This is a genomic window from Lawsonibacter celer, from assembly GCF_014281125.1.
Taxonomy (GTDB): domain Bacteria; phylum Bacillota; class Clostridia; order Oscillospirales; family Oscillospiraceae; genus Lawsonibacter_B; species Lawsonibacter_B celer.
Map to the genome: position 1 here is coordinate 854,738 of NZ_JACOEA010000001.1, position 20,354 is coordinate 875,091.

At 60.2% G+C, this 20,354-nt stretch carries 24 protein-coding genes and 1 other RNA gene; 18 read left to right on the forward strand and 7 right to left on the reverse strand.

Going from position 1 to position 20,354, the window contains the following annotated elements:
* Positions 1-45 precede the first annotated feature (45 nt).
* Both H9Q75_RS04130 and H9Q75_RS04135 read right to left on the reverse strand, forming a co-directional pair.
* Complete coding sequence (locus H9Q75_RS04130) at positions 46-1,257, reverse strand: homoserine dehydrogenase (RefSeq protein ID WP_186564852.1); 1,212 nt, start codon at positions 1,255-1,257, stop codon at positions 46-48.
* Between the two features lie 41 nt (positions 1,258-1,298).
* Positions 1,299-1,739, reverse strand: a complete 441-nt coding sequence (locus H9Q75_RS04135) for an ACT domain-containing protein (RefSeq protein WP_186564853.1) — start codon at positions 1,737-1,739, stop codon at positions 1,299-1,301.
* Between the two features lie 179 nt (positions 1,740-1,918).
* On the opposite strand from H9Q75_RS04135, the gene ytvI reads away from it, so the two are divergent.
* Complete coding sequence (gene ytvI / locus H9Q75_RS04140) at positions 1,919-3,001, forward strand: sporulation integral membrane protein YtvI (protein ID WP_186564854.1); 1,083 nt, start codon at positions 1,919-1,921, stop codon at positions 2,999-3,001.
* A 68-nt stretch (positions 3,002-3,069) separates the two neighbouring features.
* On the opposite strand, the gene H9Q75_RS04145 is transcribed toward ytvI, so the two are convergent.
* Positions 3,070-5,736, reverse strand: coding sequence for a transglycosylase domain-containing protein (locus H9Q75_RS04145; protein WP_186564855.1), 2,667 nt, complete (start codon positions 5,734-5,736; stop codon positions 3,070-3,072).
* Between the two features lie 233 nt (positions 5,737-5,969).
* Between H9Q75_RS04145 and H9Q75_RS04150 the strand changes: the two genes are divergently transcribed.
* The 6 genes from H9Q75_RS04150 to H9Q75_RS04175 all read left to right on the forward strand — a co-directional run bounded on the left by H9Q75_RS04150 (position 5,970) and on the right by H9Q75_RS04175 (position 9,980).
* Entirely contained in the window at positions 5,970-6,275 is a 306-nt protein-coding gene (locus H9Q75_RS04150) for a DUF1292 domain-containing protein (protein WP_207720738.1), read from the forward strand.
* Between the two features lie 68 nt (positions 6,276-6,343).
* A non-coding RNA gene (ssrS, locus tag H9Q75_RS04155) (6S RNA) lies at positions 6,344-6,544 on the forward strand.
* Positions 6,545-6,741: 197 nt separating this feature from the next.
* Entirely contained in the window at positions 6,742-8,349 is a 1,608-nt protein-coding gene (locus H9Q75_RS04160; protein WP_186564857.1) for a peptidylprolyl isomerase, read from the forward strand.
* Positions 8,350-8,437: 88 nt separating this feature from the next.
* A complete protein-coding gene (locus H9Q75_RS04165) occupies positions 8,438-9,163 on the forward strand; it encodes a tRNA threonylcarbamoyladenosine dehydratase (protein ID WP_186564858.1) in 726 nt (241 codons plus the stop codon).
* A gap of 80 nt (positions 9,164-9,243) precedes the next feature.
* A complete protein-coding gene (locus H9Q75_RS04170; protein ID WP_186564859.1) occupies positions 9,244-9,609 on the forward strand; it encodes a sulfite exporter TauE/SafE family protein in 366 nt (121 codons plus the stop codon).
* Positions 9,609-9,980, forward strand: coding sequence for a sulfite exporter TauE/SafE family protein (locus tag H9Q75_RS04175; RefSeq protein WP_243200662.1), 372 nt, complete (start codon positions 9,609-9,611; stop codon positions 9,978-9,980). Before H9Q75_RS04170 ends, H9Q75_RS04175 begins: the two co-directional genes overlap by 1 nt.
* Here H9Q75_RS04175 and H9Q75_RS04180 read toward each other — a convergent pair.
* Together H9Q75_RS04180 and ruvX are read right to left on the reverse strand one after the other, a co-directional pair.
* On the reverse strand, positions 9,974-10,264 hold the full coding sequence (locus tag H9Q75_RS04180; protein WP_186564860.1) for a putative quinol monooxygenase: 291 nt from the start codon (positions 10,262-10,264) through the stop codon (positions 9,974-9,976). The two genes, H9Q75_RS04175 and H9Q75_RS04180, sit on opposite strands and share 7 nt — an antisense overlap.
* 15 nt (positions 10,265-10,279) lie before the next feature.
* Positions 10,280-10,726: a Holliday junction resolvase RuvX gene (gene ruvX / locus H9Q75_RS04185; RefSeq protein WP_186564861.1), complete on the reverse strand. Its 447-nt coding sequence runs from the start codon at positions 10,724-10,726 to the stop codon at positions 10,280-10,282.
* A gap of 370 nt (positions 10,727-11,096) precedes the next feature.
* Between ruvX and H9Q75_RS04190 the strand changes: the two genes are divergently transcribed.
* The 9 genes from H9Q75_RS04190 to rplL all read left to right on the forward strand — a co-directional run bounded on the left by H9Q75_RS04190 (position 11,097) and on the right by rplL (position 17,751).
* Positions 11,097-11,567 carry an S-layer homology domain-containing protein gene (locus H9Q75_RS04190; RefSeq protein WP_186564862.1) on the forward strand — a complete coding sequence of 157 codons (471 nt, stop codon included), beginning with the start codon at positions 11,097-11,099 and terminating at the stop codon, positions 11,565-11,567.
* A 21-nt stretch (positions 11,568-11,588) separates the two neighbouring features.
* Positions 11,589-13,775, forward strand: a complete 2,187-nt coding sequence (locus H9Q75_RS04195; RefSeq protein ID WP_186564863.1) for a right-handed parallel beta-helix repeat-containing protein — start codon at positions 11,589-11,591, stop codon at positions 13,773-13,775.
* Positions 13,776-14,102: 327 nt separating this feature from the next.
* Complete coding sequence (gene rpmG, locus H9Q75_RS04200; protein ID WP_186564864.1) at positions 14,103-14,267, forward strand: 50S ribosomal protein L33; 165 nt, start codon at positions 14,103-14,105, stop codon at positions 14,265-14,267.
* A gap of 42 nt (positions 14,268-14,309) precedes the next feature.
* On the forward strand, positions 14,310-14,597 hold the full coding sequence (gene secE / locus H9Q75_RS04205) for a preprotein translocase subunit SecE (protein WP_186564865.1): 288 nt from the start codon (positions 14,310-14,312) through the stop codon (positions 14,595-14,597).
* A gap of 12 nt (positions 14,598-14,609) precedes the next feature.
* Positions 14,610-15,134 carry a transcription termination/antitermination protein NusG gene (gene nusG / locus H9Q75_RS04210; RefSeq protein ID WP_186564866.1) on the forward strand — a complete coding sequence of 175 codons (525 nt, stop codon included), beginning with the start codon at positions 14,610-14,612 and terminating at the stop codon, positions 15,132-15,134.
* 70 nt (positions 15,135-15,204) lie between these two features.
* Positions 15,205-15,630 carry a 50S ribosomal protein L11 gene (rplK, locus tag H9Q75_RS04215; RefSeq protein ID WP_186564867.1) on the forward strand — a complete coding sequence of 142 codons (426 nt, stop codon included), beginning with the start codon at positions 15,205-15,207 and terminating at the stop codon, positions 15,628-15,630.
* A 14-nt stretch (positions 15,631-15,644) separates the two neighbouring features.
* A complete protein-coding gene (gene rplA, locus H9Q75_RS04220; protein ID WP_186564868.1) occupies positions 15,645-16,337 on the forward strand; it encodes a 50S ribosomal protein L1 in 693 nt (230 codons plus the stop codon).
* Between the two features lie 432 nt (positions 16,338-16,769).
* Positions 16,770-17,303 carry a 50S ribosomal protein L10 gene (gene rplJ, locus H9Q75_RS04225; protein WP_186564869.1) on the forward strand — a complete coding sequence of 178 codons (534 nt, stop codon included), beginning with the start codon at positions 16,770-16,772 and terminating at the stop codon, positions 17,301-17,303.
* Between the two features lie 73 nt (positions 17,304-17,376).
* A complete protein-coding gene (rplL, locus tag H9Q75_RS04230) occupies positions 17,377-17,751 on the forward strand; it encodes a 50S ribosomal protein L7/L12 (RefSeq protein WP_186564870.1) in 375 nt (124 codons plus the stop codon).
* 54 nt (positions 17,752-17,805) lie between these two features.
* Here the strand turns inward: rplL and H9Q75_RS04235 are convergent, their stop codons facing one another.
* Positions 17,806-18,171 carry a hypothetical protein gene (locus tag H9Q75_RS04235; RefSeq protein ID WP_186564871.1) on the reverse strand — a complete coding sequence of 122 codons (366 nt, stop codon included), beginning with the start codon at positions 18,169-18,171 and terminating at the stop codon, positions 17,806-17,808.
* 632 nt (positions 18,172-18,803) lie between these two features.
* Complete coding sequence (locus tag H9Q75_RS04240; protein ID WP_186564872.1) at positions 18,804-19,109, reverse strand: HNH endonuclease; 306 nt, start codon at positions 19,107-19,109, stop codon at positions 18,804-18,806.
* A gap of 100 nt (positions 19,110-19,209) precedes the next feature.
* Here H9Q75_RS04240 and H9Q75_RS12620 point away from each other — a divergent pair, with 100 nt between their 5' ends.
* Positions 19,210-19,365, forward strand: a complete 156-nt coding sequence (locus tag H9Q75_RS12620; protein WP_243200663.1) for a ribosomal protein L7/L12 — start codon at positions 19,210-19,212, stop codon at positions 19,363-19,365.
* Positions 19,366-19,505: 140 nt separating this feature from the next.
* A complete protein-coding gene (locus H9Q75_RS04250; RefSeq protein WP_186564873.1) occupies positions 19,506-20,315 on the forward strand; it encodes a hypothetical protein in 810 nt (269 codons plus the stop codon).
* Positions 20,316-20,354 lie beyond the last annotated feature (39 nt).

Consider the following 20,354-nt stretch of genomic DNA (forward strand, 5'->3'; position numbering starts at 1 on the left):
TCCGGTTTTTTGTATGGTTTCAGGAGGGTATATCCGCTGGCCTGCTTATAGAACACGGAACACAGAGCACACGTCCAGTCCCTTCACTTTCTGCTCCAGCCCGCTGCGGCGCATGGGGCCGCTCAGGAACGCGCACTCGCCTTCCGGCGCGTCGGGACGGCTGAGAAACTGAATGTCCCCGAAGGCCTGCTCCACGGCCGGACGGGCCGCGTTCAGCCGCACGTACCAGACGCTCTCCAGGGCGTCCGGGCGGAGCACCATATCCCCGTCGTCCCCCAGGCTCCACGCCGCCCGCTCGCCGCGCTGGCGGTGCTTCACCACATCAATGATGTCGCCCACCACAGCGGAGGCAGTTGCCAGACGGCCTGCGCCGTGGCCGTAAAACATCAGATCACCCACCGCGTCGCCCTTGACCGTAATCCCGTTGAATACGTCCTCCACCACGGCCAGAGGATTTTCCTCATCCACCAGGTGGGGCGCCACATAGGCGCATACGGCGTCGTCCGGCAGCCGGACGGCACGGCCCAGGAACTTGACCTTCTTCCCACAGGAGGCGGCGTACGCCACATCGGCCAGGGTCACGCCGGTGATCCCCTCCGTGGGCACCTGCTCGGGCATGACCCGGCGGCCAAAGGCCATGGCTGCCAGGATACACAGCTTGCGGCAGGCGTCCGGGCCGTTCACATCAGCGGAGGGGTCCGCCTCGGCGTAGCCCTTGCCCTGGGCCTCCTTCAGCGCCTCGTCAAAGGACAGGCCGCCTCGGATCATGCGGGTGAGGATATAATTGGTGGTGCCGTTCAGAATGCCGCCGATCTCCTGAATCTCGTTGGCCGCCAGGCAGCGGTGGAGCGGACGCAGGATGGGCACGCCGCCCCCGACGCTGGCCTCGAAGAGGTAGCTCACGCCGTTGGCTTCGGCCACCTTCAGAAGCTCAAAGCCATGCTCGGCGACCAGCGCTTTATTGGAGGTAACCACGCTCTTGCCCGCCTTCAGCGCCCGCTGGGTAAATTCCTTGGAGATCTGAACGCCGCCGATGGTCTCAACGACGATATCCACCTCCGGGTCATTCTCAATGATAGAAAAATCGTGGACCACACGGTCCGCGTAGGGACTGTCGGACAGGTCACGCACATCCAGGATATATTTCAGATCAAGACGCTCGCCCGTCTTTTTGGCAATGTGCTCCTGATTGTTCACCAGCACCTCGCACACGCCGGAACCGACGACACCAAATCCCATTACAGCTACCTTAGCCATTGTCTCTTGCCTCCTCAATTGCATCCGGAAAACGGGAGCGCTTATCCCGCTAAAATCTCACAGCGCAGCACGCCTTCCACCTTCAGCGCCCGGGCCAGCAGTTCCTCCATCGAAACCGCCAGAGCCGAGGTCTCCGCGCCGATTGTCACAGCCGCGCAGCCTCCGGTGGGAATGGTCTGATTGATGGTAAGAATATTTCCGCCGGTCTGGGCAAAGATATTCAGGACCGAGGACAATACCCCCGGCTCATCCTTCAGCATGATCTGAAAGGTGACGATGCGCCCGTGCAGCATGTCGTTGAAGGGGCGGACCGCATCCTTATATTTATAGAATGCGCTGCGGCTGATCCCAACCTGGCGGGTGGCCAGATTCACGGTTGTGGCTTCGCCCGTCTCCAGCATCTGTTTGGCCTGCGCCACCTTGAGAAACACCTCCGGCAGCGCGCCGGCCTCTACAATGAAATAGTTCGGTGTCTTCCCCATCTCAGTCCCACTCCCCTCATGTCCTTCTTACAGAGTCATTTGTTTTTCTGTGTGATCTATTGTAGCACATTCCATGTCCTTGGTGCAAGGGCAAATGTCCACCAAACAAGCCCGAATTTCCCATTCCCATTCCCCGGATTTCCGTCAAATTGTACATATTTTCCCTTGGAGGTGTGTTTTTGCCGGAAAACAAGCACCTGCGTTTTTTACTCTATATCCTATACGCGGCCTTGGCTCTGGCCGGATTTTGGCTGGTGCTGCGCTTTCTGCTGCCCTGGCTAGCCCCCTTTCTGCTGGCCTTTCTGCTGGCCGCCCTGCTGGAGCGGCCGGTCAAGCTCTGCATGAACCGGCTGCACCTGCCCCGCTGGGGGGCCGCCTGCCTGTGCACCGTGGTGCTCTGGGGGCTGGCTTGTACTGTGGTCGGGCTGCTGGTCTGGCGTCTGGGTTATGAACTGGCCTTGATGCTGGGCCGCCTTCCAACGCTGCTGGCCGGTCTCCCCTCCCTTGCCAGCCAGGCCGAGGGATACGCCTACCGCTTTCTCATCTCCCTGCCCGTGCAGTTTCAGCAATTTGCCCAGGAAATGCTGGACGGGCTGCTGGAACAGGGCATTTCCCTGCCCAACCGGCTCTATGACTGGCTAGCCGGGTTGGTCAGCGGAGCAGTACGCGCCCTGCCCGGCGTGTCGCTCTTTCTCTTCACCTCCGCCCTGGCCACCGGAATGATCAGTGCCTCCCGTCCCACCCTGATGAGGCAAATTGCCGCCTGGATCCCCCAGCGCTGGCACGGGCCCATGGAGACCGCCGGTACCAGCCTGCGCGGCGCCTTGGGCGGATGGCTGAAAGCCCAGGGCCTACTGATGCTTATCACCTTTGGCGAGCTGACGGCAGGGCTGCTGATCCTGCGGGTAGATTTGGCGCTGCTTCTGGCCGCGCTGATCGCCCTGGTGGACGCCCTGCCTGTGTTTGGCACCGGTACGGTGCTGCTCCCCTGGGGGCTCTGCTCCCTGATCAGCGGCCAGCTCCCGCTGGCCATCGGCCTGTTCATCCTCTATGGGGCCATCACTCTGGTGCGCAACCTGCTGGAGCCCAAGCTGGTGGGCAGCCGCGTCGGTCTGCCGCCTTTAGCGGCCCTGGCCGCTATGTACGTCGGTTTTCAGGCCCTGGGGGTATTGGGAATGATTCTTTTCCCTCTGCTGGCCGTGCTGCTCAAGCGGCTGTGGGACAGCGGGCTGCTGCCCCATTCCGGAGGCAGACAGGCGTGATACAGCCGTAAAAACGGGGCCCCGGCCATGGCCGGGGCCCCGTTTTTCTTTTAAATCACATATCCTGCTTATCGATTTGCCGGAATATAGGGCTCCGTACTCGGATCCAATGGCCCCTCCGGAGTGGGCGTGGGGGATGGGGTGGCAACCGGCTCCTCCCCGCCGCCCGGGTCGGGCGTCACAGTCGGCTCAGGCGGGACCACGCCACCGTTGGGCCAGGTAGCCGGGTTCTCCGGGTCAAAGTCCGCGTAGCGCTCATCGTTCACAGGCGGCCACGTAGACGGGTCTGTGATATCAAATGTGGAGGGATCGTATTCCACCGGAACCGTAATTTCCTCGGTGTGCACATCGCACTCGCCCTGGGCCTCCAGGAAGCTGAGCAGATAGCTTCCGTCCCGCGCCGTCGCGCCGCCCACGCTCTCCCGCTGGAAGTCCAGCACGGCGATGGTTTGAATCGTCGGCTCAATGGACAGCGCTTCAATGGCCTCACGGGGACAGTAGGGGCCCGCCTTGTGGTACAAGCCCGCAATGTTCTCCCCGTTGGCATTTTGAATGGGGCTGTCCGTACAGACCTCCACATCTGTGTGCAGGTTACAGCTCTCTACAGGACCCTGGCCCTGAAACACATAGGCGGTCGCCACCCGGCTGCCCCGGGGATCGTGTTCACAGGCGTCGGTGGGCAACAGCCCGCTATCCATGCAATAGCGGATCGTGGTCAGTCCCGCCGGCTGGTTGAAGTCTTTGTTCTCCAGGCCCTGGTGCACCTGACTCATGACCTTGTTCCACAGAACGGCGGCCGGGTTGTAGCCGCTGGTCCGGATGCGCTCCGGGGTGTCGTATCCCGTCCAGACCGCAGCCGTGTAATAGGGGGTATAGCCTACGAACCAGCGGTCATTGTTGGAGGTGGTGGAACCAGTCTTGCCCGCGATCGTCATGCCGGAAAACCGGGCGTCCGTACCGGTACCCGATGTTACTACATCCTTGAGCATGTCATTGACATACCAGGCAGTGGTCTCCTTCAGAATGGGCTCCCCCTCACGGGCGGTGTTGTCCAGGAGCACAGTCTCCTGCCCGTTCTGATCTATGGTCACCTTGCTGTAGGTCCGCGGAGCGAGGTACATGCCCTCCCGCGGGAATACCGAGTAGGCGGCCGCCATCTCCAGCACATTTACACCATGGGTCAGACCGCCCAGAGCCAGCTGGGATTCACCCAGATCGCTTTTATAGGATCCGTTGATCTCCTTTCCCTCTTCCAGTGTGGTAATGTGAAATTTATTGGTCATAAAATCATAGGACGCCTCGGGCGTCACCTGCTGAAGCACCCGCACGGCCACCGGGTTGGAGGAGAGCTGCACCGCCCATCCCACATCGGTCAGGCCCTTATAATAACCGTAGGAGTTGCTGGGCCATGCTTTGCCGCTGTAGACCTGGGTCGGATAGTCGTCCACCACGGTGGCAGGCGTGATCAGTCCCATCTCCAGCGCCGGGGCATAGGTGGAGAGCATCTTGATCGAGGAGCCAGGCTGACGGATGGAGTCGCTGGCGTAGTTCCAAACCCGATTGGCGCTCTTTTCCCCCAGCGCGCCCGCCAGCCCCACAATATTGCCCTCCGGGTCCACAATGACAATGGCCGACTGGATGTTTTGCCCATTGGCGGAGACCAGAGGCATGCTTGCCTGGTCGTTATAGACCGACTCCACGATGGCCTGAATCTCCGGGTCCACACAGGCGTAGATCTTCAGGCCGCCCGAGGTGACCAGATCGCTGGCCAATGTGTCCGAATAGCCATATTGCGTCTTCAGGTCCCGGATCACGTCGGTGATCAGCTGTTCATCGTACCAGTTGTAGATCACCGAGGCCCGCTCCTCGTTCTCGCCCCGGGCCAGGTGCTCGCTCAGGTGCTCCACCTCGTAGATCGCCTCGTCATATCGCGTCTGGTCGATGGAGCCCAGCTCCAGCATTTTCCCCAACACCAGCTTGGCGCGGTACTGGTTCGACTCCAAAGAGCGATAGGGATTATAGCGGGAGGGGTTGTTGGTGATACTGATGAGACTGGCGCACTCAGCCAGGGTCAGCTCCGACAGATCCTTGTCAAAATAATTCCGGGCCGCGGTGGCCACACCGTTGCAGCCCTCGCCCAGGTAAATGTAGTTGAGGTACCACTCCATGATCTGTTCCTTGGAGTAGGTAGCGTCAAAATCCAGGGCGCGGAAGATCTCCAGAATCTTGCGCTTGACCGTTACATCGTCATACTGTGTAAAATTTTTAATCAGCTGCTGGGTAATGGTGGAGCCGCCCTGGATATCCTTTCCCGTAAACATCAGGAAAACGCCGTACAGCGTACGCTTCCAGTTCACGCCGCTGTGGGTCAAGAAGGTCTCGTCCTCAATGGCAATCGTAGCGTTGACCAGATCGTCCGGAATATCCTCGAAATCCACCAGCACGCGGTTCTCCCCTCCGTGAAGGGAGAGGTGTTCCACATATTCTCCGGTGGCAGAGTCCATATAGTAGATGGTACTGGTCAGGTCCATGTCAAAATTGGCCTCCAGATGGGCCTGGGGCAGGATGACATTTTTAATGTAGACCGCCGCGAAGCACGCCAGCAGCACCGCAGTAATCACCACGATCAGGGCGATGGTTCCAATAACCTTACCAACTGCGGCGGCTGTGCGGAGCCCTCCGGACGGGCGGCCGCGGTCACCATTGGAATGGTTTGTCGTTCTGTTTGACGCCAAAATAGCACCTCCAACTTTGGGGTCCCGGTTTTCTGTGTGCAGTAAGACTGCCTGGAGCAGTCTATTCTGGTATTATACCATTTTCCCCGCTCTTGTCCACCCTATATTTTTCCATTTTTTGCATCTTAAGGCTTTTGGCAATAAATTTGGCACGTCCCCCACTTGCTTTTTTACCGTCTGCGGGGTACAATAAGGACGAAATAAAGATCAGAAAGAAAGGCGTGGTGATCGGCATGAGTGAAGAGTTCGGCCCCGATTTTATTACCATCACCGACGAAGACGGCACCGAATTTGAACTGGAGCACCTGGCCACATTGGAATATAACGGCCAGACCTATATGTCCTTTTTCCCCGCTGTGGAGGGGGAGGAGGACGGCTCGGTCGAGGATGTGGACCTGGACGAGGAGTATGGCCTGATTATTTTGAAAGTGGTGGAGGTAGACGGCGAGGAGCAGCTCTCCACCCTGGACAGTGAGGAGGAGCTGGAGCTGGTCTACCAGCAGTTCATGGACGAACTGTTTGACGAGGAAGAGGGGTAATTGGTTCCCTGACGGCTTCCGAAAGGTTTCAGCCGTACCAGATCGCCTAACGCGAAGCACGCATGTAATTTTTCCTGCTCGGTGCGTGATGGGCCTTATTTAAACCCACATTTCTTAAAAGGGACGCCCCACTCATGACGTGGATCGCAGGCCTCCCCGCCGTCCTTAAGGCGGCTGGACGTTGGAAGCGGAGAAGCGTCATGGAGGCGACCCACCTGCCATTGCGTGCAGGTTTTAAATCGGGCTCACACGGCCAGAGCGGGGCTTCCCCACGAAACAGCTGTTTCGTGGGGTTTTCTTTATGAACGGGCACAATTGGTGAACAAAGTGTAAAAAGCGCGCTTTCGCTCCTTCACCCCCCTTTTTTGGACTTGCAAGGCAGGGTGTTTTCCTGTATAATGTCACAATGTCTATCAAGCTTCCTAATGGTTAAGGCAGCAACAATTACGAGAGGACTGAGCCATCAATGAGCGCATCCAGAGAAAAGAAACAGCGCCAGAGCACCCCCGATGCGGCGCTTACCCAGAAGCAGCGGAAAGAGCAGCAAGAGCAGCAGGCCGCCAAGCGCAAGACTATCCTTTACACGGTGATCGGCATCATCGTGGCTGTGCTGGTGGTCATACTGCTGGTGTGGCACTCCGGCGTGTTCGAGAAGAAGAGCCCTGCCGCCGTGATTAACGGGCAGGAGTTCAGCAGCGAGGATATGAACTACTACTATCAGACCGCGGTGAATCAGGCGTACAGCCTCTATTCCCAGTATGCCATGTTCGGCATGTCCATGCCCTTTGACCTGAGCCAGCCGCTGTCCGAGCAGATCCAGGACGAAGAGAGCGGCAAGACCTGGCAGCAGTATTTCCAGGACACCGCGCTGGAGAACCTCAAGCAGGTGACCGCCCTGTGCGACGCGGCCAACGCCGAGGGATACACCCTCTCCGCCGATGGACAGGCCCTCATCGACCAGACGCTGAAGTCCATCGACAACTCCGCGGCCCAGAACGGCATGAACCGCTCCACCTTCCTGGCCCGGGCTTACGCCATGTCCGAGAAGGCCTTTATCCGCAACCTGACCAACTACGCTCTGGCCTCCGACTATCAGGATCACTATGTGTCCGGCCTGAGCTATGACGACGCGGCCCTGCAGGAGTATTACCAGGAAAACGCCGCCAGCCTGGACAGCTATGATTTCCGCTCCTTCTATATTGACGGTTCCGCCGCCAATCCCACGGATGAGGACGGCAACCCCATCACCGATGAAGAGGGCAATACGGTCACCGCCACCGACGAGGAAAAGCAGGCCGCCATGGATGCGGCCAAGGCTAAGGCTGACGAGGCGGTCGCCGCCATCCAGGCCGCGGACGATGCCGAGCAGGCCCTTATCGACCTGGCCCCGGACTATGTCAGCGAGAGCAGCAAGGACAGCTACACCAACGACCCCGACTACTCCCTGAGCTCCGGCACCATCGGCGGCACGCTGGCCTCCTACGCCTATGGCGAGTGGCTGCAGGATGACAGCCGCAAGGCCGGCGACGTAACCGCTGTCGCGTCCACCTCCGGCTACTATGTGGTTCTGTTCCTGAACCGCTATCTGGTGGAGGACGCCACAGTGAACTACAGCGACCTTCTGGTCTCCGCCGCGCTGGATCAGGCTGACGACGAGTCCACTGCCGATGTGGACGAGTCCAAGACCCCGTCCCAATCCTCCCTGGACGCCGCCAAGACCGCCGCCGACGCCCTGCTGGCCCAGTGGCAGAGCGGCGATGCCACGGCCGAGAGCTTTGCGGCCCTCACCTCCGGCGACGCCACGGCCAGCCAGTACACCTATGTCCAGGAGGGGCAGAAGAGCGAAGCGCTCAATGCGTGGCTGTTCGACTCCTCCCGCAAGGCGGGCGATACCACGATTCTGGAGGAGAGCACCGGCTACCGCCTGGTCTACTTTAACGGTACAGAGGCGCCTTACTGGCACTCTACCGCCATCAGCGCCCTGAAGAACGCGGACCTCTCCTCCTGGCTGGAGGAGCTCACCTCCTCCTATGAGGCCACTGTGGGCGAGGGTATGTCCAAGGTGGGCAGCTGATCCCGTTTGATTTCCCAAAAAGGCCGCCGCGCCGCCTGATGGCAGCGCGGCGGTTCGTTTCGATTGATTGAGAAAGGAGCCTGTGAACATGGAATCCCCTTTTCTGCGCACGGAAATGCTCCTGGGGCCCGCAGCTATGGCCCGCCTGGCGGACAGCCATGTGGCGGTATTCGGCCTGGGCGGCGTGGGCAGCTGGTGCGCCGAGGCTCTGGCCCGCTCCGGTGTGGGCGCGCTGACCCTGGTGGACTGTGACGAGGTGGGCCTGACCAACCTCAACCGGCAGGCCATCGCACTGCACTCCACGCTGGGGCAGCGCAAAACCGCCGCCATGGCCGACCGTATTCTGGATATCAATCCGGACTGCCGGGTCACCCAGCTGGACCAGAAGTACGAGGCCGGCCGCCGGGAGGCGTTTTTCCAGGCGAAGTACGACTACATCGTGGACGCCATCGACCTGGTGTCCTGCAAGCTGGATCTGATTGAGACCGCCCTCACCCGGGGAATTCCCATCCTCTCCTCCCTGGGGACCGGCAACAAGCTGGACCCCTCCCGGTTCCGCATTTCCGACCTGTCCAAAACAGAGGGCTGCCCCCTGGCCAGGGTGGTCCGCAAGGAACTGCGGGCCAGGGGCATCGTGCACCACCGGGTCCTCTGGTCCCCGGAGGAGCCCTGCACCCCCGCCCAGCCGGAGGCCCCTCCCCCCGGCCGCCGCAGCGTTCCCGGCAGCGTGGCCTGGGTCCCGCCGGTGGCCGGGATGATGCTGGCCGGGGAGGTAGTGATGGCGCTGACCGGGCTACATGACGCGGACCGGTGACCCGGCCGCCGCTTTCCCTCTTTTGACGCATAAAAAACGCCCTCCATTGGAACACTAACGTCCGAATGGAGGGTGTTTTTATGTCCAAAATGCGAAAATGGCTTTCACCGATTCTGGCAGGCGGAGCGGCCGGGCTGGCCAACGGATTCTTCGGCGGCGGGGGCGGGATGCTCTTGGTGCCCCTGCTCACCCGGCGGTGCGGTTTGAGCCAGCGGAAGGCCTTTGCCACCTCCGTGGCCGTGATTCTGCCCCTGTGCGTCCTCTCCTCCGCCATTTATTTCTTCCGGGGCGGGCTGGACTTTGGGACCGCGCTTCCCTATCTGCTGGGCGGGCTGGCAGGCGGTTTTGCAGGCGGAAAGCTCTTTAAACGCCTGAGGATGGACTGGCTGCGTCGGGCGTTCGCCCTGCTCATTCTCTACGGCGGCGTAAAGGCGCTGTTTTTCTGATGGGCTGGTGGATCGCCTTTCTGGCCGGAGCGGCCACCGGCGTGCTCTCCGGCTTTGGGATCGGCGGCGGAACCCTGCTGCTTATCTACATGACCGCGTTCGCCGGTGTACCCCAGGATCTGGCCCAGGGCATCAACCTGCTCTATTTTCTGCCCACGGCGGCCACCGCCCTGCCCACTCATGTGAAAAACGGCTATATCGACCGCTCCGTGCTTCTGCCCGCCATTGGGTCCGGCCTGGTGTGCACCGCCGTGGCCGCCTGGGCGGCCACAGCTCTGGACGTAACCCTGCTCCACCGGCTGTTCGGCGCCTTTCTCCTCTATATCGGCGTGACCGAGCTGTTCCGGAAATCCCCGGAGCCGTCTCAGTAGCGCCTGATCTGGGTATCCAGCGCGCACTGCTCCTTCAGCTGCTTGAGCCGCTCCATATTCTCCGAGTGGGCGTGGGCGTCCAGGCACGCCTCATCCTCCCAGCACTCCAGAAGGAAGAGCTTGTCCGGGTCCTCCAGGGCGGCAAAGTACTCATACTGGAGGCAGCCCCGCTCGGCGCGGACGCCCGCTAGGACCCCCTGTTCCCGGACCAGCTCCACAAATTTTTCCCGCATGCCGGGCTTCATGTGATAGGTGACATTCAATACAATCTTCTGGCTTGACATAAAAATTTCTCCTTATCATTTTCCCTCCGGTCCCGCTGCCTCAGGACTGTGCAGCTTCCTTCGGGTAAGATACCCCTCCAAGATCAGAGACGCGGCCACGGCGTCCACCTGCTTCCGGTGGTCTTTCATCCGTTTTCCGGAGGTGTGAAGAATCCCGTGGGCCTCGATGGTGGTGCGTCTTTCATCCCACAGAACCGGCGTCAGGCCGGTGGTCTGCTCCAGCAGGGCGGCGAATTCCCGGCAGACCTCCGCCCGCGGGCCCTCTGTTCCGTCCATATTCCGCGGAAAGCCCATCACCAGCTCGCCCACACCGTGCTCGGCAGTCAGGCGCTTGATCTCCTGTGCCGCCTGTTCTCTCTTACGGCTGTGGATGACGCACGTGAATCCCGCCAGCAGACCGGTCGGATCGGAGACGGCTACGCCGGTGCGGGCGTCTCCGTAATCAATGGCCATGACGCGCACGTCCCTCGCTCCCCTTCCTTCATCATATTGTGATCTTCCCCCTTGCTTTTTTTACCAAGATAACGTATACTCAAGGCGAGGAAAACAAAATAGTGCGGCAGCCGGCAGATGTTGCAGCATCTGCCGGCCTGCGCGGGTGCAAGCCCACCCACACAACGGAGATTCCGTACCACCATGCCATTATAACCGTAACCCTCTGTTTTTTACAAGGGGCAAAGGCAAAATGGTTTGTTTTGTGTACTGATTTTTTGCGCTGTGCGGGCATAAGCCATACCCGCACGGCGCTTTTTGTTTTTCCTCACGGTACGCCGTGCCGGGGGGACGCCCACCCCCCGGCCTCACCGTGAGAAAACAGAAAGGAAGTTGGAACATGAAGCGAATCATCAGTACATTCCTATCCCTGGCGCTTCTCCTGTCCCTGGCGGTTCTGCCCGCCTCGGCGGAGGAGTCCCCGCGCTACTCGGACACTGCGGATCACTGGGCCGAGTCCTCCATTGAGCGCTGGAGCGGCTACGGCGTGGTGCAGGGCGACGCCGGCGCATTCCGCCCGGACGCCCCGCTGACCCGCGGCGAGCTGGCTACCATTTTCGCCAATCTCCTGGGACTGGAGGAAGAGGCGGAAAATCCCTACGCTGACCTGAACGGCGATGAGTGGTATGCCGCCGCAATTCTCAAGTGCACTGCCGCCGGCATCGTGCAGGGCGACGGTGTCGGCTGCAGCGCCGCCGCCCCCGTCACTCGCCAAGAGGCCTCGGTCATGACCGCCCGGGCACTGGGCATCGCCCCCGCGGAGCAGTCCAGCCTCTCCGCCTTCCCGGACGGGGAACAGGTGGCCGCCTAGGCCGCCGGACTGGTCTCCGCCATGGTGGATGCCGGGATTCTTACCGGCACTGACTCCGGATCCATTCTGCCGGAGAGCAGCATCAACCGCGCCTCTATGGCGGCAATTCTGGACCGGGCCATCTCCGTCTATGCCAACGAGTCCGGCGCCTATGTCCAGGCCGCCGGAGGCGGCATTGTTCTGATCGCCGCTCCCAACGCCTCAATCACTGTCTCCGAAGCAGTGGATCAGGTCCTCCTCGCCCCCGGAGCGCGGGGCGCTTCCCTGACCGTCAACAAAGGGGGCTGCGTGACCGCGCTGATTGCCCAGGCGGACAATGTGACCATTTCCGGCAGCGGCAAGGTGGAAACCGCCTTTGTCTCCGGCGACAACACCAAGGTCAACACCGACGGCACCCAGCTCACCGTGGCCGAGGGCACCACGGGTGTTACGGAAAACGGCAAAACCGTATCCGGCGGCGAGGCGGTCGTCACCAAGGCATCCGCCGGCTCTGGAAGCGCTTCCGGGGGCTCCGGCACACCGGCCGTCTCCGGGGTGTCTATCACAGTGGATAACGCCATAACGGGCGCTTATGATAAGACGAATGCTAACCTGGGCAACGAGGTCAGCCTGTCCGGAGGCGCTGTCACCGGTACCCTGTGCTATGTAGAGAGCCCGCTGTGGACAGACGGCGGCAACCATTACTTTGTCTTCAAGCTTTCCGGTATGCGTGAGGGTGATACGGTTACCACAGTAGATAACCTAACCAAGGAGTTTACTGTAGCCAGCGACGGTTCTCTGGAATTTACCTGGGCTGTTACTGAAAGCAGTGATTACATTGATATCACCGTCGCCCGCCCCGGCTATACTGCCTATCAGACTAGGTTGGACCTGACCGGGTTGATTCGCTTGGTAAGCGGTGCGGTGGCTGTTGTGGGTGAAAACAGCTATGCTGATCTGGCCGACGCCATCACCGCCGCTGGCGAAAATGGAACCGTGAAGGTGGTCGCGGATGTAGGCTCCTCCGATCAATATACCACTTATAAGGTAGAAAATGCGATTACCATCCAAGGCAATGGGACCGCCGCCATTTACGGTAATTTCACCGTGATTGCGGATGGTGCCGTCTTTGAGCAGCTCGTCATAAAAAATAAAGGCGACGCCGCCGGTGAAAATACTGAGGCTCGCAACGCGATCAATGCCGCTTGTAAGACCTTAACCATTACTAACTGTACCTTTAATTTGACGAATGGCTCCGGCGGGATTTCAAATGGCCTGTCTATCTGGCCCACCGATACAAATGTTGATTATACGATCACAGATAATCATTTTGAGGGTTATCAGACAACCGATAGCGGCTACGTATCCGGCGCTATCATTATTTCCGGCGGTATAAATAAAGCCTTCACAGGCAAGGGCGCCAGCGTTCCGGCCGCCATGACAGACGAACAGGACCTCGCCATTATTACCGGCAATCGCTTCACCAATTGTAAAGGCGACTACTGCCGCGAGGACTGGACAAACGGCAATGAGGTATTCTGTAAGGCTGTTTCCAGCGGAGATAACCTGTATCTAGAAGGTGCCGCTGCTACTGCCCGCTACTATATCACGGGTGATATGAACCGCAGCAGCGACGCAACCGTCAAGGCAGGAACCACCCTGACGGTTACCGAAGGCAAAACTCTTACCATTGCCTCCGGCAGCACCTTGACCGTGGAGGAAGGCGCTGCCATCGAAGGCACTATTGTGGGTGCGGTTAAGCGCGGTGAGAAAACTACCGTCTATAACAGCCCTGATTTTTCCGTTCAGATTTACGCTGGTGACAGCGGAACCGGCTGGGACGAGTACAGCAGCCCTGCCGGCCACTGGCTGTGTGCTTCCGCATCCATCAACACCACCACTATCGTCGGTATGGCCGACAGCCTTGGCATGAAGATAGAGCTTTACCAAGGTGACACACCGGTGGCCACTTGGACCTCCGAGGGCGAGAAGTGGAATGCCTGGAAAACGGCATACGGCTCTTATGGTTATGGCACCATTGAGTGCTACTTCCCCTCCACCGATGTCACAGAAGTCCGAGTGGGCAACATCATTACCGACGACGAGGCTGACATCAAAATGGACGCTGACTTTGACCACAGTGACGATTACAGCACCCTGCGATTGGTAGCTACTCTGACTCTGGACGCTACCACCTCTTATGTCTCTCAGTGGGAACTGTCTGTATAATAACTCATGGAGAAACAGGGCGGGAAATTCTTCTTCCCGCCCTGTTTTTGTCCCCCATATGACCAAAAATAGATTGACATTTATTTTCCACTATGATAAACTACCATCACCTATGAAAAAGGGCTCTTTTTTTGTGCGCATTTTTACGGTGTGATGACGCACAAAACCCTTCCTCCAATGTGAGACATAGGGAGGCAAGCTTGCCGAATCCGCACCGTGACGACAGTAAGGCGCGTGAAACCGCGCCTGTGCGTTGCTGGATTCGGCTCAGGCCGCATCCGGCATTTTTTATGCCTGCGGTCAACAAATGAAGGAGGTGCCGAACACATGGCAAAGGTTGGTTCCCGGGTGAAAATCACGCTCCGCTGCTCCGAGTGCAAGCAGAGGAACTACAACACCACCAAGAACAAGAAGAATTCCCCTGACCGTCTGGAGATGAACAAGTACTGCCCCTTCTGCAGAAAGCACACGGTTCACAATGAAACCAAGTAATGAGCGCTGCAAACGCCTCAGGAGAAAGAAGGGTTAAACTGAATGTCTGAAAACGAGAAGCTCCAGCAGACCTCCAAGGAGGACAAGGCTGCCAAGAGCAAAAAGGACGCCAAGAAGTCCAAGCCCAGCGTATTCGCCCGCATCGGCAAATGGTTCAAGGATATGAAGGCCGAGCTGAAGAAGGTCGTATGGCCCACTGGCAAGCAGACCGTCAACAACACCGTGGTCGTCATTGTCTGCTGCATCGTGGTCGGCATCTGCATCTGGGTGTTCGACGCACTGGCCGGCGGCGTGATCAGCGCTCTGCTTGCCCTGTTCGGTAAGGGTTAAGGGTGCGGCGACATGTCTGATAACGCGAAGTGGTATGTAGCGCATACCTATTCCGGTTATGAAAACACCGTGGCCGCTTCCATTGAGAAGGCCGTGGAGAACCGCGGCCTGCGTGATCTGATCCACGAGGTCAGCATCCCCATGGAGACGGTGACCGAAATTACCGACAACGGCCCCAAGACTGTGGAGCGCAAGGTGTTCCCCGGCTATGTGCTGGTGAAGATGGTGATGACGGACGAGACATGGCACCTGGTGCGCAATGTCCGCGGCGTCACCGGCTTTGTGGGCTCCGGCAACAAGGCCATCCCCCTCACGGAGGATGAAATTGCCTCCCTCGGCGTGGAAAAGCGCGAGGTCGTGGTGGGCTATCAGGTGGGCGACAATGTCAAGATTACCGACGGCGCCCTGGAGTCCTTCCTGGGCACTGTGGAGGAGATCGATCTGGACCGCAGCAAGGTCCGTGTAGTGGTCTCCATGTTCGGCCGTGAGACCCCTGTCGAGCTGGAGCTCGACCAGATCGAGCCTGTAGAGGGCTGATTTTCCCCCGCACGTGGGAGGCGTTTTTACGCCGTTCCAACCACATTTATCGTAGGAGGTGCTGTTTCAAATGGCACAGAAAGTAACTGGTTTCGTAAAACTGCAGATTCCGGCGGGCAAGGCGACTCCCGCTCCCCCCGTCGGCCCCGCCCTTGGTCAGCACGGCGTGAACATCGCCGCTTTCACCAAGGAATTCAATGAGCGCACCAAGAACGAGGCTGGCATGATCATCCCCGTAGTGATCACCGTCTACGCCGACCGTTCCTTTACCTTTATTACCAAGACTCCCCCCGCCGCCGTGCTGATTAAGAAGGCCTGCAACATCGAGACGGCCTCCGGCGTGCCCAACAAGAACAAGGTGGCCACCATCAGCAAGGAAGATGTGCGCAAGATCGCCGAGCTCAAGATGCCCGACCTGAATGCCGGCAGCATTGAGGCCGCCATGAGCATGATCGCCGGCACCGCCCGTTCCATGGGCATTGTGGTCGGTGAGTAAGGAGGGAATCAGGAATGTTTAGAGGAAAGAAATATCAGGACGCGTCCAAACAGATTGACCGCGCCAACCTGTACGATACCACCGAGGCCATGGACCTGGTGGTCAAGACCGCTGCCGCCAAGTTTGACGAGACCGTTGAGCTGCATGTGAAGCTGGGCGTGGACTCCCGTCACGCCGACCAGCAGGTCCGCGGCGCCATCGTGCTGCCCCATGGCACCGGTAAGACCCAGCGGGTGCTGGTCTTCGCCAAGGGCGACAAGGCCGAGGCCGCCAAGGCCGCCGGCGCGGACTTTGTGGGCGAGATGGACCTGGTGGAGAAGATTCAGAAGGAAAACTGGTTTGACTACGACGTGGTCGTGGCCTCTCCCGACATGATGGGCGTGGTAGGCCGTCTGGGTAAGGTTCTCGGCCCCAAGGGCCTGATGCCCTCCCCCAAGGCCGGCACCGTCACTCCCGATGTGGCCAAGGCCGTCACCGAGATCAAGGCCGGTAAGGTGGAGTACCGTCTGGACAAGACCAACATCATCCACTGCCCCATCGGTAAGGTCTCCTTCGGCGCTGAGAAGCTCACCGAGAACTTCAACGCTCTGATGGGCGCCATTGTCAAGGCCAAGCCCTCCGCCGCCAAGGGCCAGTATATCCGTTCCTGCGTTGTGGCCTCCACCATGGGCCCCGGCGTCAAGGTCAACGGCGCCAAGCTGATGTAATCAAAAGCGCGGAGCTTAGGCGCATAGAGGCGCTAAGCCAGCCCGCAGACCGAAAAACAGGTGAAGGGCCGCAGGCCCTGAGCGGCATTTTCGGCGCAGGGCGTACTTAGCGCCTCGGCCATGCGCCCAAACCACAGCGCGACTAAAAGTGTCGTCCAGGGGGGCTAAGTCTCCCCCCTGGATACCAAACTGCCGCCAGCGGCAGAATTCTGCGGGGTTTTTTGGGGGTGTCCTCCCATTCCTCTGCAAAAAACATCAATTTTGTGCAGGTCCTTCTTGACATTGCCTGTCCAAATTGATATAATACCATTCGTATTCAAAGACAGCGGGCATCTGTAAGTCCCGCCGAGAATGCAGTATATGGGTTTTCCTGTGCTGTTTTGCGTCTTTGGATGCGAAACAGCATTTCATTTTTCTGGAGGTGAATCTATCATGCCTAACGCAAAGGTTCTCAGTGAGAAGCAGGCTATCGTGGCTGAGCTGACCGAGAAGATCAAGACCGCCAGCAGCGGCGTGCTTGTGGACTACAAGGGCATCACCGTGGCCGAGGATACCGCTCTGCGCGCCGAGTGCCGCAAGAACGAGCTCGACTACGCCGTGGTGAAGAACACCCTGGCCCGCTTTGCCGTCAACAACTGCGGCCTGGAGGAGATCGACCCCGTTCTCAACGGCACCACTTCTATGGCCCTGTCTCACGGCGATCCCATCGCTCCCATGCGCGTCATCAACAAGTTTGCCAAGCAATTCAACGGCGTTAAGTTCACCATTAAGGCCGGCTTTATGGACGGCAAGGTGCTCTCCCTGGACGAGATCATGGCCTTGGCCGAGCTGCCTTCCAAGGAGGTTCTGCAGGCGCAGGTCCTGGGCACCATGCTGGCCCCCATCACCAGCCTGGCTATTGTCCTGAAGGCCATCGCCGAGGAGAAGGGCGGCTTCGTGGAGGCCGAGGCTCCCGCCGCCGAGTAAGTTCCCATCCCGCCGGGCGCAGTGCCGCCCGCACATTTGACTGAAAGACAACAATTTTAGGAGGTAACATATTATGGCTTCTGAGAAGATTACTGCCCTCATCGAAGAGGTTAAGGGCCTGACCGTTCTGGAGCTCTCCGAGCTCGTTCACGCCCTGGAGGAGGAGTTCGGCGTTTCCGCCGCTGCCATGGCCGCTCCCGCCGCCGGCGGCGCTGCCGCTCCCGCTGCTGAGGAGAAGACCGAGTTCGACGTGGTGCTGGCCGAGGTCGGCGCCGAGAAGATTAAGGTCATCAAGGCGGTCCGCGAGATCACCGGTCTGGGCCTGGCCGAGGCCAAGGGCCTGGTCGAGGCCGCTCCCAAGGCTGTCAAGGAGGGTGTCTCCAAGGACGAGGCCGAGGAGCTGAAGAAGAAGCTGGAGGAAGTCGGCGCCAAGGTGGAGCTGAAGTAAGAATTTCCCAGATTTAACCCCCGAGCGGCTTTCCGCTCGGGGGTTTCCGTTCCCTCACGCTCCCCCCTCTCTGCCAACACCAGCCTTTTCATCATCGCACATACGTTCTATTCCGTCAACCAGAAACCGGTATTGTGATACCCCCTTTGCAGCCGCAGCCGCCTTTACCCGCTCGGCCAAGCCCCTCGGCACGTGCGCACCCACCAGTACACGCCGCTTTGCGTCCGTCCTCTTGTCGCTGTCCTGCCGGGCCATTGCCCGCCCCCGCGCCGCTACGATGTTCGTTACCAGGCCCATCCAGTCCTTTCCAGCAGGCCGTAGCGCCCCCTCCAAGGCAACGGCCACAGCCTCCCTTTCTTCCGCGCTCATGGCCTCCAGGCCGCGCTTGTAGCGGGCCAGCTTGCGTTCAAAATCTGTCATATTAACCCCTTTCTTGTCGGTATGTCATAAGGCCCCAGGCCCGGAATCCCTTGCGGCGCAATAGGTTTCGTTTTCCTGAACCGCACGCGCGCCGGGCGGGGCGGAGGCGAACAGGGGCGGCAGCGCCGCCCCAGCCCCGCCCGGCGGGAGGAGCCCGGACCCGCGCAGCGGGGCCCGAAGGGCGCAGCGCAGGGGGCCCCGCTGAGGCCCAGGGCGCGCAGCGGGGAGGCCGCAGCAGCCCAAGGGCGAGTCACGAAGCCCGCAGCGGCGCGCAGGCCGACCCCAAGCGCCATGGGCCGCACCCGGCGCGGCCCGCAAGGGCCAGGAGCCGGGACAGCGGGGGGCGCGCGAAGCCGGGCGACGGGCGAGGCCAGGCGGCGACAGCCCGAGGCCAGCGGAGCGAGCCCTAGCGAGCACAGCGGCGACCGCGCAGCGGGCGGGCCGAAGCCCGCAGGGCGGCAACGAAGGGGCGCGCCAGGGCCCCGCAGCGCCGCCCGGAGGGGCCGACGGGGCCGAGCATTCCGCCGACGTGCCGAGGCACGAGGCACAACCGGACGGGGTGCCCCCCGGAGTGGGGGCGGGGTCCCCGAACGGTGCCATCCCCAAACGGTGATGTTCAGACCGGGGCCGCATCATCGCGGCCCGGCCCTCCACGGATTCCAGTCCGGGGCGTAGTAGTCCGCCAGGTACTCCACTACGGCCTGCTCTATGTCCTCCCGGGTCACGTCCTGCCAGTCGTTAAGGTTCATGCCGTGGGCCATGGCGTGGCAGTCCGCGCACAGGCATATTAGGTTCTCTACGCTGTCTGTGCCCCCCTCAGAGCGCTTTACGCAGTGATGGACCTGGATGTACTTTGTGCTGTCACAAAGGGCGCAGCGGTAGCCCTCCCGCGCGTAGACGTACTTCCTTGTCCCCTTGCTGATTCCGGCTGAGATCATCTCCAGCCCTCCTTTCCGCCCGTCGCCGGGCACCCAGCAGGACCACCGCCAGTCAAGGGCGCAAAGCGGGCGCAGCCTTTACCCTTGACCAGGTGGTACAATGGGAGCGCGGCGGCGGGCCTTGCTCCAGTCTGCCCCTTTTCCCTACGGCGTAAGCCGTATACCGTATCCTGGGGCGCAGCATGTGGCCAAGGACGAGGCCGAGGAGCTGAAGAAGAAGCTGGAGGAAGTCGGCGCCAAGGTGGAGCTGAAGTAATCCATTTTCTCCAAACTGTTGAGGTGGGCGCATCCGAATGGATGCGCCCACCTTTTTGTAACCGGACTTGTCGTTGTCAAAGGTCGGAATAGGGCTTATAATGGTATAAAAAGTGACCTTTTCCATGGGAGTGTGTTTTGATGAAAAAGAGATGTCTTGGGCTGTTCCTTCTCCTGAACATATTCCTGGGCCTTTCCGCTCCCGCTCTGGCTCTGGCGCCCCCTTCTCTGCAGTTAAACGGCACTGTTGTGGACGTGCGTCTCGTTCTGAAGGACAGAAGGGCCTACCTCCCCTGCCAGGATCTGATCGGCCTTTTGGACGCCGAGGCCGAATACCGCGCTGCTGACAAAACCATTATTGTCACTCGCGACGGTGTTTCGGCTGCTCTGCCCGCCGCTTGCCGGGAGGGAGAGGTCCTCTATCTTCCGGTCAGGGCAGCCGCAGAGGGCTTGGGCTGCAGTGTTGGTTGGGACCGGGAGCATCCAACCGTGTTGATCGTAGACATTCCGTGTCTGGCCCCTGGCGGTGACATGCTTTCTCTGAAGCGTGCTTCCCTCTGTATGGGCGGCGTGCAGCCCCTCGAGGCGCCCGGCGCGTTATTCCCCTGTCTCGTGGATACTCCAGAGGCGCTGATTCTCCGTGCAATTCCACTTACCAGCCAGACGGACTCCTGGCCGCTGGTCTGCGCTGCGGCACAGGCCCTGGCGGCTGGAAAGCGGGAACTTTATCTGTGCTCCGGCGATCTGCTTCTTCAGGCCTGCATAGAAACACCGGAAGCTCTGAGCTTATCCGTCTATTTTCCTCTGGAGTCCTTTGCCCCACCGGACACGCTCTCTCGTCTGGGTCCTGCCGGAGAAGAAGCCCGTCTTGTGCTTGCCCTGTCCGATGGTCAGGTCACGGCGCAGTGCACGGCAGGCTCCTTCTGTATATCAGCGGCTTACGCCGCATAAACAACCCCCTTCGGGCCTGCCCGGAGGGGGTTGTCTCAA